This window comes from Pseudacidovorax sp. NFM-22, assembly GCF_021401245.1.
Lineage (GTDB): Bacteria > Pseudomonadota > Gammaproteobacteria > Burkholderiales > Burkholderiaceae_C > Xenophilus.
Map to the genome: position 1 here is coordinate 16,951 of NZ_JACBFY010000003.1, position 14,066 is coordinate 31,016.

Here is a 14,066-nt window from a genome sequence, read left to right on the forward strand (position 1 = left end):
CTTTTCAGCCACGCGCGGCGGCCAGCAGGCGGATCTCCGCCAGCAGGTCGGCCAGGGCGGCCTGCAGCGTCTCCAGCGTCGTGGCGTCGCTCAGTTGGCCGTCCTGGAAGCGCGACGCGATCAGCGGAATGGCCACGTGGGGCCGCGACAGCGGTCGGGCCAGGGTGGCGGCCAGGGCGTCGCGGATCTGCGCCTGGGCCCGCACCCCGCCCAGGGCGCCGGGCGATGCCGTGATCACCAGCGCGGGCTTGCCCTTGAGCGGCGAGGCGAAGGCGGGCCGCGAGGCCCAGTCGATGGCGTTCTTCAGCACGCCGGGCATGCCGTAGTTGTATTCCGGCGAGCAGATCACCAGTCCATCGGCCTGGGCAATGGCATCCTTCAGCTCCGCGACGGCCGCGGGCGGCTGGGGGCCGTCCAGGTCGCCGTCGTAGGGCGGTATCTCCTCCAGCGTGAAGAGACGCTGCTGGGCGTCTGCCGGCAGCAGCGTGGCCATGTGGCGCAGCACCGCGGTGCTGTGAGAGGCGCGGCGCAGACTGCCGGAGATGGCCAGCAGGCGAACCGCCGCTGCAGGCCTGATGTCGGAAGAAACATTCATCGATCGATTCATTGAACTATGCACGGAAGAAAAGTTTATGCATAAAATCGCGTCCATGCAAAAAACGGATGCCGTCTTGCGCGAACCCACGCTGGTGGACCAGGCCTTTGCCCGGCTGCGGCAGGACGTGCTCAGCGGCACCTATGCCGGCGGCGTCAAGCTGAAGGTGGACGAGCTGCAGAACGCCTATGGCTTCTCCAGCAGTCCGCTGCGCGAAGCCCTCAGCCGGCTGGCGCAGGAAGGCCTCATCCGCGCCGACGAGCGCCGGGGCTTTCGCGTCGCGCCCCTGTCGGCCGAGGACATGGGCGACATCACCCGCATGCGCCTGATGCTCGACGTGCCGGCCCTGCGCGACTCCATCCAGCACGGCGACGACCGCTGGGAAAGCGAGGTGGTGGCGGCCTTCCATCGGCTGGAGCTGGTCGAAGCCCGCCTGCCCGACGGCCCGGTGATCCTGGACGACCACTGGTCCGACCTGCACCGTGCCTTCCACCTCTCCTTGCTGGCCGCCTGTCCGTCGGAGCGGCAACGGCGCTGGGGCGAAAGCCTGTTCGACCAGGCCGAGCGCTACCGGCGCTTCAGCGGGCGCTTCCGCAAGGTGGCCAAGCGCAAGACCAACGAGCACCGCCGGATCATGGACGCCGCCCTGCGGCGCGATGCCGACACCGCCTGCGCCCTGCTCGAAGAGCACATGCGCAGCACGCAGCGCAACGTCGAGAACATCCTGAAAGACTTGCCGCCGCCCTGAACACACACGGCTGGCGACCCATTCGAGACAACAACGGAGACAAGAAACCCCATGCTCAAAGTCCTGCGGCCCACGCCTTCCCACTTCGGCATCTTCGTGACCGACCTGGAGAAGATGGTGGCGTTCTATACCGAGACCTTCGACCTCACGATCACCGATCGCGGCGTGGGCAGCACCTTCAAGAACGAGCTGGTGTTCACCAGCGCCAGCGAGGACCAGCACCACCAGCTGGTGCTGGCCTCGGGCCGACCCGCCGATGCGAGCTTCAGCACGGTGATGCAGATCTCCTTCGTCGTGCCCAGCATCCAGCATCTGCGCGAGGTGACGCAGCGCGCCCGGGAGCGCGGCGCCACCGAGGTGCGCGGCCTCAACCACGGCAACGCGCTGTCGATGTACATGCGCGACCCCGAAGGCAACACCGTGGAGGTGTATGTGGACATGCCCTTCTACGTGGCCCAGCCGCACGGCGACCCGCTCGACCTCGACAAGGACGACGAGACGCTGATGCGCGAGACCGAGGCCATCTGCCGCGCCGATCCCACCTTCATGCCGCTGGACCAGTGGCAGGCCCGGTTCCAGGCCAAGGCCCCTGCGGCGTCGGCATCGGCTGCCCGCGCGTGATCCACACGGTGCCGGCTTCGGCGCCGCATCTTTCTTCCCTCCCTCTTTCCCACTCGAATGGAGCACCCATGAAACTGCTGTCCTTCCTCCACCAAGGCCGTGAAACCTGGGGCGCCGTCGTCGGCGACGGCGTCGTCGACCTCGGCCAGGCCCGCCCGCATCAGCCCACGCTGCTCGACTACATCGCCTCGGGCGACTACCTGCAGGCCTCCCAGCATGTCGAAGGCCTGCCGGTGGTGGCCAAGCTGGCCGACATCACCTACCTGCCGGTGATCACGCGGCCCGAGAAGATCGTCTGCGCCGTGCGCAACTACATGGACCACCACCAGGAAGTGCTGGCCGCCGGCATGCAGCGCGAGCTGTCGGAGATGCCGCCGATCTTCCTGCGCGTGTGGCGCTCGCAGACGGCGCACAACGCGCCCATCGTGAATCCCAAGGTGTCGGATTCGCTGGACTGGGAAGGCGAACTGGCCGTCATCATCGGCAAGGGCGGCCGCGACATTCCCAAGGACAAGGCCTACGAGCACGTCGCCGGCTACTCCTGCTACAACGACGGCAGCGTGCGCGAGTGGCAGTTCCATGCCAAGCAGATCGCCTCGGGCAAGAACTTCGAATCCACCGGCGGCTTCGGCCCGTGGATGGTGACGGCCGACGAGATCGCCCCCGGCCGCGAGCTCAAGCTGGTGACCCGCCTGAACGGCCAAGTGGTGCAGTCCAGCCACACCGGCCACATGATCTTCGACATCCCCACGCTGATCAATTACGCCTCGACCATCTTCACCCTGAGCCCCGGCGACGTGATCGCCACCGGCACGCCGGCCGGCGTGGGCTGGAGCAAGAAGCCCTCGCAGTTCATGAAGGCGGGCGACGTGTGCGAGGTGGAGATCGAAGGCATCGGCACCCTGCGCAACCCCATCGTCCAGCAGGCCTGAAGCCCCGGCATCGACGGCGCGCACCGCGCCGGTCGATGTCCTTGAGTGCGGCGCATCCCGCCCGGGGTGCGTGACACATCGCCTACCGGCAAACCCGGTGGCGTGAGCGACAAGAATTTCAACGGAGACAACCATCATGCGGCGTAGAGATGCTCTCGCTGCAGGCCTCGGCTTTGCCTGCAGTTTCCCCTTCACGGCCCTGGCGCAGGGCTATCCCGACAAGCCCATCCGCGTGCTGCAGGGCTTTGCGGCCGGCGGCAATGCCGACACCATCGCCCGCGTGGTCGGCACCGAGATGGGCAAGACCCTGGGCCAGCCCTTCGTGGTCGAGGCGCAGACCGGCGCCGGCGGCACCATCGCCTCCGGCACGGTGGCGCGGGCCAAGCCCGATGGCTACACGCTGCTGCTGGCCACTGGCGGCCATGCGGTGGCGGGGGCGCTCTACAACAAGCTCAGCTACCAGACGGTGGCGGACTTCGAGTGCATCTCCACCATCACCTTCTTCCCCTTCCTGCTCGTGGTGAAGGCGGACTCGCCCTACACGTCGCTGGCCGACCTGCTCAAGGCCGCCCGCGCGCCGGGCGGCCAGGTGTCGTACGGCACGGCGGGCATCGGCTCCACGCACCACCTGGCCGGCGAGCTGCTGGTGAAGATGTCCGGCGCACGCATGCTGCATGTGCCCTACCGCGGCGACGCGGCCTCGGTCACGGCGCTGCTGTCGGGCGAGGTGCCCTTCATCATCGCGCCGCCCACGGCCGTGATGGGCAACATCAAGGCTGGCAAGATGCGCGCCATTGCCACCACCGGCGCGCGCCGCTGGGGCCAGATGCCCGAACTGCCCACGGTGGCCGAGCAGGGCGTCGCCGGCTACGAGGTCACGTCCTGGGCCGGCCTGATGGCGCCGGCGGGCACGCCGCGGGCCATCGTCGACCAGCTCAACGCCGCGGTGCAGAAGGCGCTGCAGCAACCGCAGGTGCGCACCCGCCTCGAAGACATCGGCGGCGAAGCGCGTGGCGGCACGCCCGAAGAGATGACGGCCATGGTCCAGAGCGAACTCAAGAAATGGACCGTGGTGGTCAACGAGGCCCAGATTCCCAAACAATGAACGAGCGAGGTGCTCCCATGTCCCTGATCCAGATCCGCAAGCGCAGCCTGACTGTCGAGACCATCTACCACGAGGGCGGCCCGGTGGCCGACCGGCCGCTCAAGCTGGCCGCTGCCTGCGCCGTCATCCGCAACCCCTACGCCGGGCGCTACGAGCCCGACCTGATGCCCTTCATGGCCGAGCTGCGCTCGCTGGGCACCTCGCTCGCGACGGAGCTGGTGGAGACGCTGGGCCGCGACCAGGTGGAGGTCTACAGCAAGGCCGCCATCGTGGGCGTGAACGGCGAGATGGAGCACGGTGCCGTCTGGCACGAAGCCGGCGGCTGGGCCATGCGCGCCGTGCTGGGCGAGCCCAAGGCCATCGTGCCGGCGGCCAAGGCCGTGGCCGCCACGGGCTACCGCCTGATGGTGCCGCTGCACTACATCCATGCCGCCTATGTGCGCAGCCACTTCAACAGCATGGAAGTCGGCATCCAGGACGCGCCGCGGCCGGACGAGATCCTCTTTGCCCTGGTCATGGGCACCGGTGGCCGGGTGCATGCCCGGCTCGGTGGCCTGACCAAGGAACAGGTCTCGGTCCACGACGGCCAGCGTTGAGCGCAGCCCGAGCCGCAGGAGCAAGACCCACGATGGCGACGACGATGAAGGCGATCCAGCTGCGGGTGCCCGGTGGCCCCGAGGTGCTGGAACAGGTGGAACTGCCCGTGCCCGCCTGCGGGCCGGGCCAAGTGCTGGTGCGCGCGCGCGCCATCGGCGCGGGCGGGCCGGACGTGCTCATCCGCAAGGGCATCTACAAGTGGATGCCGCCCATGCCGGCCATTCCCGGCAACGAGATGGCCGGGGTGATCGAGGCGGTGGGCGAGGGCGTGCCGGCCGAACGCATCGGCCAGCGCGTGTTCGTCAGCGCCCGCGAGCTGCCGCAGCGCGGTGGCTGCTATGCCGAGTACATCGCCGTGCCGGCCGATGCGCCCTTCGTGCTGCCCGATGCGATCTCGGACACCGAGGCCGTGAGCCTGGGCAATGTCCAGCTCGCGCAGGCCATGCTGCTGGGCACGCAGGGCGGCTTGCCCGTGCGGTCGATCCTCGTGCCCGGCGCCGCCGGCGGCGTGGCCACGGCGCTGACGCAACTGGCGGCCCACCATGGCATGACGGTGATCGGCACCGCCTCCACACCCGCCAAGCAGGCCCATGCACTGGCCCACGGCGTGACCACGCTGGTGGACGGCGATCCGGCGGGCCTGCCCGAGCGGGTGATGGCCGCCACCGGCGGGCGCGGCGTGGACCTGGCCTTCGACCACGTGGGCGACCGGCTGCTCATCGCCTGCATCCGCGCGCTGGCGCCCATGGGCACGGCCATCTCGTACAACATCGCCGGCGGCCCGCCGGCCGAGGACGTGTTCCAGACCCTGCGCTCGCTGCTCAGCCGAAGCCTGGCGGTGCGCACCTTCTCCATCCACACCTTCGACGCCGACCGCACGCAGCGGCGCGCACTGATGGAGGCCGCCATCGGCCTGATGCGCGACGGAGCCGTCAAGGCTTCGCCGGTAACGACCTATCCGCTTTCACAGGCGCGCGAGGTGCATGCGTTGCTCGACGTGGGGGCGGTGCAGGGCAAGCTCGTGCTCGTGCCCTGAGCGCCGTGCGGCTGCGCCCCCCGGCGGGCCGCACTTCCTGCGGCGCAGATCTTGCTCGCAGGCGTCAGCTTCTGGGGGCGCAGTGGGGCGCCTGCGCACCGCCGCGAAGGCGTCGAGGGGAAGCAGACACATGGATCGAATCGTGGCCGCGCAGGTGTTCGTGGCCATTCATGAGCGAGGCAGCATGGCGGCCGCGGCGGACGCCCTGGGCATGTCCCGGCCGATGGTCAGCCGGTACCTGGCCGAGATGGAGACCTGGGCTGGTGCGCGGCTCCTGCACCGCACCACCCGCAGCGTGGGGCTGACCGCCGCCGGCGCCGAGACACTCACGCGATGCGAGCAACTGCTGGCCGCGGCGCAGGCGGTGCCCGCGGTCGCCGATGCCGACCTGGACGAGCCCCATGGCCTGTTGCGGGTGGCCTGCTCCCAGTCGATGGGGCAGTGCCTGCTGATGCCGGCGCTGGCCGACTACATGGCCCGCTATCCGCGAACCAGCGTCGAACTCCAGGTGAGCAACGACAGCGTGGACCTGGTGCGCGAGCGCATCGATCTGGCCATCCGCATCACAGACCGGCTGCCCGCGCAACTGATCGCACGCCGTCTCGGCGCCTGCGAGTCGGTGCTCGTCGCCTCGCCGGCCTACCTGCGTCGGCATGGCCATCCCCAGAGCGTGGAATCCCTCGCCGGCCACAACTGCCTGATCTACACCCACTTCGGCTCGGACCAGTGGAACTTCACCCAGGGCGGCAGGGCGGCGGGTGTGCGCGTGGCCGGCAAGCTGCGCGCCAACGATCCGTGCGTGCTGCTGCAGGCCGCCCTGGAAGGCGCCGGCATCGCCCTGCAGCCGCTGCATGCCGCCAGCCCCTGGCTGGCCATGGGGCGGCTGGTCGTACTGCTTCCCCATAGCCCGCCGCGCGCGCTGGGCATCCACGCGGTCTATGCCTCGCGTCGCACGATGAGCGCGTCGCTCAGGACCTTGCTGGATCACCTGACCCGCTGGTTCGCGCCGCCCGATGTGCGGCAGGGACGGCAGAGCGCCGCGTCCCTGCACCCGGAACTGGCGGCTGACAGCGTCTGAGCGAGCGACCCGCAACGCGACGCTCGCGGGCCGATGCTGCGCCTTTCGCGGGCCGGCGGCGGATGTCGCGGTCCGCAGCCCGGGGTGGCGGCGCCTCGTCGGCGGGCGTTCGCTCCAGCCCTGCTCACAACGCGGCGGGGTCGCGCTTCGGCGCGGGCGGCGTGGCCGGAATCAGCACCTGGCTGTCGAGCACGTACCGACCCCAGTCCTTCTTGAGGGCATCCACGAGGTCCGGCCGCTCGGTGGCGCGGTCCTTGGTCTCGCCCCGGTCCTCGAGCGTGTTGAAGAGCTTCCAGGGCAGGTCGGCGTAGGTGCGCGCCGGCATGCCCGGCACGGCGGTGCGGCTGAGCTTCCAGCCGTCAGGGCCGTTCACGTAGCCCTGTCCCAGGTACTCGAAGGCGACGGACTCGGTGGGCGGCCGCACGGTGGGCACGGCCGAGGCCGACTGCAACGCGGTGCGCAACGAGACGCCTGTGACCGGCACGATCGCCTTGCCCGCGTATTGCTGCGTAGGCACGGCGATGCCGGCCATGTCCAGGAAGGTGGGCAGCAGGTCCTTCACCACGCCCGTGGGGACGGCGACGTGGTTCGCAGGCGGCAAGGGTGTGGCCGAAAATCGATGGGCGTGCGCAATGGCCGCCGCACAGATGCGGCTGCTCGAATGAATGGGTCACGGTGCTTGCTTGTCTCGTCGTCTGCCCACAGTGGGTCGCGGGCACTCTAGGGGCCGGCATATCGCTTGTTCTAATCAATCAATCACAGGGATCACCCGCAATGCGGCGCACACGGATGGTGGAGACGAGCTTTGGAGAGAACGGCTGACCTCTTTTTGTTTCGCCTGGCCAAGCTGGCCTCGGTGAGTGGCCAGCCGCTGGTGCGGCTGTGCGAGGGCAAGTACGGCATCACCCGGCGCGAGTGGCGCCTGATCGTCGTCCTCAGCCAGGAGGGGCCCTTGCTGTCCACGACGTTGGCTCGTCGCGCCAGCGTCGAGCCCGCCCGCACCTCGCGCACCGTGACGCAACTCGTCGCACGGGGACTGGCCGAACGGATTCCGCGCTCGAACGACCGGCGCTGCATCGAGATCCATCTGACGCAGCGGGCGCGGGACATCTACGCGGATCTCTATCCGGTGGTGCGGGATCTTGAAAGCGCGCTGCTCGCAGGCTTTTCGGCCGAAGACCGCGCCGAACTGGGGCGCCTGATGTCCATGCTGGAGTCGACAGCGGGCACGCTGGTATCGCAGGAGGACCTGCCGAAGGCGGACCGCCGCAAGTTGCATCGGAGGTAGGCGAGGGCGCGCAAACCCTAGGAATAGTTCATTTTTGCAACCATCTTGTCGTGACCTAGATTCGCCGGGCGCCCCCCAAGAGTCCAGGAGACAAGATCATGAAGAACCCCCCCGGCCGATACCTCGGCCTCGTTGCCGCGGCCTGTTGCACGGTCGTCGGCCTCGCTGCATGCGGCGGAGGAAGCGGTGGCAATGGTGCCAACCTTGCCGCATTGGCCGCACTGGGCGGCCAGACCACCGGCACCGGGACCCAGACCCCGCCCGCCAACCCTTCCAATCCCTCGAATCCGCCGGTGGCGGCCGGCGTCACGCTGCTCGACAAGCTGAGTTCGACGAGCGCGCCCGGCGGCATGACCGACACGGTGTACCGCGTCCGGGTGGTCAACGGCGGGACCGCGCTGCAGAGCGCCATTGCGACGGCCACCTCGACCAGTGGCGAAGTCACGGTGCTGGACGGCATCGTGCGGGTCGGTGCCCTGGGCGCCAACGCCAGCGCCGATCCGCAGGACACCATCACCTTGCGCCATGCCGCCAACGTGGTGCCCAACACCCGCCTGGCCTGGGCGGTGCGCGAGCATGCGGCGCCCGGTGCCGCGTCCTGCGCAGCGCTGGTGGACGCCGCGGCGAACCGCGACCTCTTCCCGCCCAACGTCAAGGTCACGACGGCGGAACTGGTCGCGGCCACGGCGCAGCTGCCGGAGCACTGCAACCTGCTCGGCACGATGAACGAGCGCCAGGGCGCGAACAGCTCACCGGGCAAGACGCAGACCTATGCCATCAAGTGGCAGGTGCGCATCCCCACGCAGTGGAACGGACGCTTCTACATGCCGGGCGGCGGCGGACTGGACGGCAGCATTCCCAGCACCACGGGCCAGCTGGCCAATGGCTACGCCATCGCGGCCAACGACTCCGGCCACGACAACAACACCAACTCCGACGACCTGGCGGCCTCGGCCGGTGCCTTCGGGACGGACTTCGACGCGCGCGTGGACTTCGCCTACCGCGCCATCCAGCTCACCACGCAGCTGGCCAAGGGCTTCATCGTGACCTACCAGGACAAGGACCCGCAGTACTCCTACTTCGAAGGCTGCTCCATGGGCGGCCGCGAGGCGCTGATGGTCACGCAGCGTCTGCCGGAGCAGTTCGACGGCGTGGTGGCGGGCGACCCGGCGCTGAAGTTCGCATCGGTGAGCGCCAAGTCCGTGTACATCGCACAACTCTTCGGCAACCTCGCGAAGAAGCAGGGCGAGTTCTCGGCCAACGGGGTGCCGCTGGCCAGCAACACCTACACCAACCAGGACCTGCAGCTGGTCTCCAAGGCGGTGCTCGACGCCTGCGACGCGCTCGACGGCCTGACCGACGGCATGATCAACCAGCCCCTGCTCTGCACGACGCCGCGCGTCAAGCCCAAGCTGGATGCCTTGCGCTGCACCGGCGCCAAGACGGCCAGTTGCCTGACGGGCGACCAGATCGACACCATGGTCGCCTACTACGACGGGCCGAGCACGCCCTCGGGCAACCGCCCGTACTACGGCTGGATGTGGGACGCAGGCATCGCCGGCTGCACCAGCGCCGCCGACTGCAACGTGCCCGGCGCGACCAACATCGCCACGGGCTGGCGCACGTGGAACCTGGGCACGTACCAGACCAATCGCGCCACGGCCGTCAACACCGCCAGCGCGTACACCGCGGCCCGGGGCGGCGCGGCATCCACCGTCGTGGTGCCGACGCCGCCGGTCATGCCCTCGCCGGTGGCCAACGAGGCGCTGACCAACTACGTCATGAACCTCGACCTGGACCTGTACGTGAGCAGCCTGTCCCGGACCACGCCGGAATTTCCGGTGTCCGGCTACGACCTGTACGAGACGTCCTCGACCGATCTGTCGAAGTTCAAGGCCAAGGGCGGCAAGTTGCTGATCTACCAGCCGCAGACCGGTGGCCCGTTCTCGCCGCTGGCCATGGTGGACTACTACCAGAAGCTCAATGCGGCCAACGGCGGCAGCGCCTTCAACTACGCGCAGACCCAGACCTTCGCCCGCCTGTTCATGGCGCCCGGCATGCAACACTGCAGCGGCGGCCCGTCGACCAACGTCAGTCCCTTCCAGTCGGTGGTGGATTGGGTCGAGGCCGGCAAGGCGCCTGACCGCGTGGTCGGCACCGCTGCCGCCAGCACGCCCTGGCCCGGTCGCACGCGCCCGCTGTGCCCCTTCCCGAAGACGGCCGTGTACACGGGCCAGGGCAGCATCGAAAACGCCGAAAACTTTGCCTGTCAGTAAGGACAGGTGTGGAGACTCTGATGAATCGACGAACGAAGACGCGGGCACTTGCAGCCCTGATGGCAGGGCTGTGCATGACAGGGGGCGCTGCGATGGCGCAGACCTGGCCCACCAAGCCCGTGACGATCATGGTCGGCGTGCCCGCAGGGGGCGCGCTCGACCCCTTCGCCCGGGCCCTGGCCGATCAGCTCAACAAGACCACCGGCGGCACTTTCATCGTGGACAACCGGCCCGGCGCCAACGGCAACCTCAGTGCCGAGATGGCCCTGAAGGCCACCGACGGCAACACGCTGTGGATCGGCACGCAGTCCATGATGACGATCAACCCGGCGGCCTTTGCGCAGCTGCGGTGGAAGCCGTCCGATTTCGTGCCGGTGCTCAAGGCCGTCGAGGCACCGCTGGTGCTGGTGACCAACCCGTCGGTCAAGGTGAAGAACTTCGCAGAGCTGGAGGCCTGGGTCAAGGACCCGGCCAACAAGGCAGCCTATGCCTCGTTCAGCCCAGGCACGCCCTCGCATTTCCTGGGCTACCAGCTCAACGAGAAGCTGAAGGCCAAGATGGTCCACATCCCGTACAAGGGCTCGGCGCCGCAGATCACCGACATCCTGGGCGGGCAGGTGCCGTTCGGCTTCACGCAGCTGGCGGCCGCGACGCCGCAGATCAAGGAAGGCAAGCTCACGGCCATCGCCGTGACCGGGCCGAAGCGCTCGCGCTACCTGCCCGACGTGCCCACGCTGGCCGAGGTCGGCCAGGGTGATCTGACGACGACGATCTGGTTCGGCGTCTTCGTGCCGCGCAGCACCGATCCGAAACTGGTGGAACAGATCCGCAGCGCGGTGCTGAAGGCGCACAAGGAGCCGGCCTACCGCGCCCGCCTCGAGATGCTGAACTTCGATGTGCCCGATGTCTCGATTCCGGAGTTCGAGGGCGAGATCGCGCGGGACACGGCCCGGTGGGCGGCGCTGGTCAAGGCCACGGGCTTCAAGGCCACCGACTGAGGATTACCTCGTTCGCCTGACAACGACCCGTGTGCCGTGGCACCCACCCGTTCGCCCTGAGCTTGTCGAAGGGCTTGGTGATCTAGGGCAGGGCTTCGACAGGCTCAGCCCGAACGGTGGGCGGGCCGACCCATCGGCATGGGGCCGACCCATCGGCATGGGTTCGGACCGCCGCCTGTTCAACCCCACTTCATCTCTCCCTTGGCCACCTTGGCGCCGATCTGCAGTGCGGTCGACAGCCCGGCATCGGGATAGCGGCGGGTCATGGCCGCGATCAGAGCGTCGGCGTTTGGTGCACGGGCCAGTTCCTGCTCGAAGGCCAGCAGGTAGTCGCGCGTGTAGTTCACCGCGGAGACATCCAGCGCACCGTTGGCCGACAGGTGGCCCGGCACGACCACGGCCGGCCGGCGGGCGGCGAGGGCTTCGAGGTTCTTCACCCATGCGGCGCGCAAGGCCGGCATGGGCGTATCGGCGGTCCACACATGCAGGCCTGAGAAGACGAGCACCCCGCCGAAGGCGGCGTTGAGCGACGGCACCCACAGATAGCGGCGTGCGCCGAGGTCCGTCGCCTTCACGATCTCGACCGTCTGGCCTTCCAGGCTGAGCGACGGGCCGTCGAAAGCCTCCGGGAAGACGATGTCCGCCAGCTTCTGCGGGCCGTTCTCCTTGAGCATGGGCGCCCAGGTGTCGATCTTCTTCTGCGCGCTGGCACGGATGGCGGCCAGGGTGTCGGAGGCGGCGATCACGCGGGCTTCGGGGAAGGCCGCCTTGATCGGGCCCAGGCTGAAGTAGTAGTCGGGATCGCTCTGGCTGATGTAGAGGGTCGTCAGCCGCTTGCCGGAGGCCTTGATCGCCTCGGCCACGGCGCGGCCGTCGGGCAGCGAGAAGCCGCCGTCGATCAGGATGGCGTCGCGGCTGCCGGAGAGCAACACCGGCGCGCGGAAGAAACCGGCTTCGCCCGTGGGGAAGTGCTTCCATTGCAGCGGCGCCGGGGCGGGCGAGGTGGCGGCGCAGCCCGCCAGCGCGGCGGCGGCGCCGGCGGCTGCGGCGGTCTGGATGAAGTGTCTGCGGGTGGTCATGAAGGGTCCTTGTATGGGGGCAGCGGGTGGGGTTCAGCGGCTGGACGTCAGTTGGGCCACGAAGCCCTGAGGGTCGGAAAACGCCGTGCCCGAATGAAGCACCTGGCGCTGGCCGTCGCGCTCCAGGACGAAGGTCGGCACGCCGCCGGCGCCGGCCTGCCGCAACAGGGCCTGTGCCTGGCTCACGCGTTGCTGGTTGGCCGTGAGGAGCGCGATATCGGGCTGTTGCAGCCGCGCGGCCGCGTCATCGAGGCCGAGGGACTGGAGCACGCCGACCAGCGTCTCGGTGCTGGTGATGTCGCGGCCTTCCACGTAGCGCGCCTGCTGGATGGCCTTGAGCGCGTCGGCTTCGCGCTGCGGCGCCGTGAGCGCCACGGCGGTGAGTGCCAGCGTGGCCGGGCCGCTGTCGAAGCGCTGCTGGCGGTCGGCGAGCACCTGGTCGCGGTAGCGCGCGGAAAAGGGCTGGCCCGTCAGCCGCTCGATGCGTTGGTCGTTGCTCCAGGCATAGGTGGCGAAGTGGTCGTCCATGGGGCGCGCGCCCGCTTCGGAGAACAGGCCGCTGGGCTGCAGGCGCACCGTGATTCCGGGCGCGGCGGCCAGGGCTGCGAGTGCCGGGCCGGCGCCGTAGCACCAGCCGCAGAGCGGGTCGAAGATGTAGTGCAGGGTGGGCGTCATGGTGGGGCTCCGGAAGAAGAAGGGTGATCGTAGGCAGCCAGAATGTCGGGATAAATCCAGCACAGGCAGATGATGCGTATGGCAAAAGCAAACAATCCGACCGAGGCCGAGAGCGGGCACCTGGGCAACCTCAAGCGGCTGGCCTATTTCGCCGCCGTGGTCGAGACCGGCAGCTTCACCGCGGCGGCCGAGCGGCTGGGCATCACCAAGGCGGTGGTGAGCCAGCAGGTGGCGCGGCTGGAGCGGGAGTTCCATACCGCGCTGCTCACCCGCACCACGCGGCGGGTGGTGGCCACGGCCGCGGGCCAGGCCTTCTACGAGCGCTGTGCGCCGATCCTGGCGCAGGCGCACGATGCCTTCGACGAGTTGAATGAGGCGGCGGCCATGCCTTCCGGCACGCTGCGGCTCACCGCGCCGCTCGACTACGGCATCGCCGCCGTGGTGCCCGCGATCACCGCGTTCACCACGCGCTATCCGCGCTGCAAGGTGGACGCCAAGCTGAGCGACCAGTGGCTCGATGTGATGGCCGGCGACGTGGAGCTGGCCATCCGCGTCGGCTGGCTGACGGCGCCGAGCGTGCAGGCCCGGCAGATTGGCACCTTCCGCCAGTTGCTGGTGGCGGCGCCGTGGTGGCTGCCCCGCCTGGTTGGACTGGTGCATCCCGAGGACCTCGGCGCGTTGCCCTTCGTGGCCAATGCGGCGCTGCGTGAGCCCGGGCGCTGGACCTTCTCGCGCGGGGACGCGCAGCCGCGCAGCGTGACCGTGGAATCCGTGATCTCGCTGGACGCCACGCTGGCCGTGCGCGAGGCGGTGCGCCAGGGTGCCGGCCTGTCGGTGCTGCCCGACTATGTGGTGGCCGACGACCTGGCCGCCGGCCATCTGGTGCCGGTGCTGCCGGAATGGACGCTGCCCTCCGGCGGCATCCATGCGGTGTTTCCGGCCACGCGCTTCCGGCCCGCCAAGGTGCGGGCCTTCGTGGAGGTGCTGCAGGAAAGAATCGCCGCCGCTGCCGGGTCGGGTGCGGGGCACCACGCCTAG

General features: G+C 69.2%; 15 protein-coding genes. 11 read left to right on the forward strand and 4 right to left on the reverse strand.

Annotated elements, in window-relative coordinates:
- Nucleotides 1-4 precede the first annotated feature (4 nt).
- A complete protein-coding gene (locus tag L0984_RS11000) occupies nucleotides 5-595 on the reverse strand; it encodes an NADPH-dependent FMN reductase (RefSeq protein WP_234193768.1) in 591 nt (196 codons plus the stop codon).
- A 37-nt stretch (nucleotides 596-632) separates the two neighbouring features.
- Between L0984_RS11000 and L0984_RS11005 the strand changes: the two genes are divergently transcribed.
- The 7 genes from L0984_RS11005 (at nucleotide 633) to L0984_RS11035 (ending at nucleotide 6,712) form a co-directional block, all read left to right on the forward strand.
- Nucleotides 633-1,343 (forward strand): GntR family transcriptional regulator, encoded by a 711-nt coding sequence (locus L0984_RS11005; protein WP_234193769.1) that lies wholly within the window; start codon nucleotides 633-635, stop codon nucleotides 1,341-1,343.
- 51 nt (nucleotides 1,344-1,394) lie between these two features.
- The gene (locus L0984_RS11010; protein WP_234193770.1) at nucleotides 1,395-1,964 is read left to right on the forward strand and encodes a VOC family protein; all 570 of its coding nucleotides are present in this window, start codon (nucleotides 1,395-1,397) and stop codon (nucleotides 1,962-1,964) included.
- Between the two features lie 68 nt (nucleotides 1,965-2,032).
- A complete protein-coding gene (locus tag L0984_RS11015; RefSeq protein WP_234193771.1) occupies nucleotides 2,033-2,896 on the forward strand; it encodes a fumarylacetoacetate hydrolase family protein in 864 nt (287 codons plus the stop codon).
- 136 nt (nucleotides 2,897-3,032) lie between these two features.
- Nucleotides 3,033-4,001 (forward strand): tripartite tricarboxylate transporter substrate binding protein, encoded by a 969-nt coding sequence (locus L0984_RS11020; protein WP_234193772.1) that lies wholly within the window; start codon nucleotides 3,033-3,035, stop codon nucleotides 3,999-4,001.
- A 17-nt stretch (nucleotides 4,002-4,018) separates the two neighbouring features.
- Nucleotides 4,019-4,597: an amino acid synthesis family protein gene (locus L0984_RS11025; protein WP_017762358.1), complete on the forward strand. Its 579-nt coding sequence runs from the start codon at nucleotides 4,019-4,021 to the stop codon at nucleotides 4,595-4,597.
- A 32-nt stretch (nucleotides 4,598-4,629) separates the two neighbouring features.
- Nucleotides 4,630-5,634 (forward strand): zinc-dependent alcohol dehydrogenase family protein, encoded by a 1,005-nt coding sequence (locus L0984_RS11030; protein WP_234193773.1) that lies wholly within the window; start codon nucleotides 4,630-4,632, stop codon nucleotides 5,632-5,634.
- A 130-nt stretch (nucleotides 5,635-5,764) separates the two neighbouring features.
- A complete protein-coding gene (locus L0984_RS11035) occupies nucleotides 5,765-6,712 on the forward strand; it encodes a LysR family transcriptional regulator (RefSeq protein WP_234193774.1) in 948 nt (315 codons plus the stop codon).
- A 124-nt stretch (nucleotides 6,713-6,836) separates the two neighbouring features.
- Here the strand turns inward: L0984_RS11035 and L0984_RS11040 are convergent, their stop codons facing one another.
- Entirely contained in the window at nucleotides 6,837-7,313 is a 477-nt protein-coding gene (locus L0984_RS11040; RefSeq protein WP_234193775.1) for a hypothetical protein, read from the reverse strand.
- 204 nt (nucleotides 7,314-7,517) lie between these two features.
- On the opposite strand from L0984_RS11040, the gene L0984_RS11045 reads away from it, so the two are divergent.
- The 3 genes from L0984_RS11045 to L0984_RS11055 all read left to right on the forward strand — a co-directional run bounded on the left by L0984_RS11045 (nucleotide 7,518) and on the right by L0984_RS11055 (nucleotide 11,274).
- Entirely contained in the window at nucleotides 7,518-8,000 is a 483-nt protein-coding gene (locus L0984_RS11045) for a MarR family transcriptional regulator (RefSeq protein ID WP_234193776.1), read from the forward strand.
- 98 nt (nucleotides 8,001-8,098) lie between these two features.
- Entirely contained in the window at nucleotides 8,099-10,276 is a 2,178-nt protein-coding gene (locus L0984_RS11050) for a tannase/feruloyl esterase family alpha/beta hydrolase (RefSeq protein ID WP_234193777.1), read from the forward strand.
- A 20-nt stretch (nucleotides 10,277-10,296) separates the two neighbouring features.
- Nucleotides 10,297-11,274, forward strand: coding sequence for a Bug family tripartite tricarboxylate transporter substrate binding protein (locus tag L0984_RS11055; protein WP_234193778.1), 978 nt, complete (start codon nucleotides 10,297-10,299; stop codon nucleotides 11,272-11,274).
- A gap of 179 nt (nucleotides 11,275-11,453) precedes the next feature.
- Here L0984_RS11055 and L0984_RS11060 read toward each other — a convergent pair whose 3' ends face one another.
- Nucleotides 11,454-12,353, reverse strand: coding sequence for an MBL fold metallo-hydrolase (locus tag L0984_RS11060; RefSeq protein ID WP_234193779.1), 900 nt, complete (start codon nucleotides 12,351-12,353; stop codon nucleotides 11,454-11,456).
- A 33-nt stretch (nucleotides 12,354-12,386) separates the two neighbouring features.
- Nucleotides 12,387-13,028 carry a DsbA family protein gene (locus L0984_RS11065; RefSeq protein ID WP_234193780.1) on the reverse strand — a complete coding sequence of 214 codons (642 nt, stop codon included), beginning with the start codon at nucleotides 13,026-13,028 and terminating at the stop codon, nucleotides 12,387-12,389.
- A gap of 78 nt (nucleotides 13,029-13,106) precedes the next feature.
- Here L0984_RS11065 and L0984_RS11070 point away from each other — a divergent pair, with 78 nt between their 5' ends.
- Complete coding sequence (locus tag L0984_RS11070) at nucleotides 13,107-14,066, forward strand: LysR family transcriptional regulator (RefSeq protein ID WP_234193781.1); 960 nt, start codon at nucleotides 13,107-13,109, stop codon at nucleotides 14,064-14,066.

Bases quoted from the DNA above. Each gene is read 5' to 3' on its own strand.
- L0984_RS11070 (WP_234193781.1), top strand. From the start codon at position 13,107: ATGGCAAAAGCAAACAATCCGACCGAGGCCGAGAGCGGGCACCTGGGC.
- L0984_RS11035 (WP_234193774.1), top strand. From the start codon at position 5,765: ATGGATCGAATCGTGGCCGCGCAGGTGTTCGTGGCCATTCATGAGCGA.
- L0984_RS11000 (WP_234193768.1), bottom strand. From the start codon at position 595: ATGAATGTTTCTTCCGACATCAGGCCTGCAGCGGCGGTTCGCCTGCTG.
- L0984_RS11025 (WP_017762358.1), top strand. From the start codon at position 4,019: ATGTCCCTGATCCAGATCCGCAAGCGCAGCCTGACTGTCGAGACCATC.
- L0984_RS11065 (WP_234193780.1), bottom strand. From the start codon at position 13,028: ATGACGCCCACCCTGCACTACATCTTCGACCCGCTCTGCGGCTGGTGC.
- L0984_RS11055 (WP_234193778.1), top strand. From the start codon at position 10,297: ATGAATCGACGAACGAAGACGCGGGCACTTGCAGCCCTGATGGCAGGG.
- L0984_RS11015 (WP_234193771.1), top strand. From the start codon at position 2,033: ATGAAACTGCTGTCCTTCCTCCACCAAGGCCGTGAAACCTGGGGCGCC.
- L0984_RS11050 (WP_234193777.1), top strand. From the start codon at position 8,099: ATGAAGAACCCCCCCGGCCGATACCTCGGCCTCGTTGCCGCGGCCTGT.
- L0984_RS11030 (WP_234193773.1), top strand. From the start codon at position 4,630: ATGGCGACGACGATGAAGGCGATCCAGCTGCGGGTGCCCGGTGGCCCC.
- L0984_RS11005 (WP_234193769.1), top strand. From the start codon at position 633: ATGCATAAAATCGCGTCCATGCAAAAAACGGATGCCGTCTTGCGCGAA.
- L0984_RS11010 (WP_234193770.1), top strand. From the start codon at position 1,395: ATGCTCAAAGTCCTGCGGCCCACGCCTTCCCACTTCGGCATCTTCGTG.
- L0984_RS11060 (WP_234193779.1), bottom strand. From the start codon at position 12,353: ATGACCACCCGCAGACACTTCATCCAGACCGCCGCAGCCGCCGGCGCC.
- L0984_RS11020 (WP_234193772.1), top strand. From the start codon at position 3,033: ATGCGGCGTAGAGATGCTCTCGCTGCAGGCCTCGGCTTTGCCTGCAGT.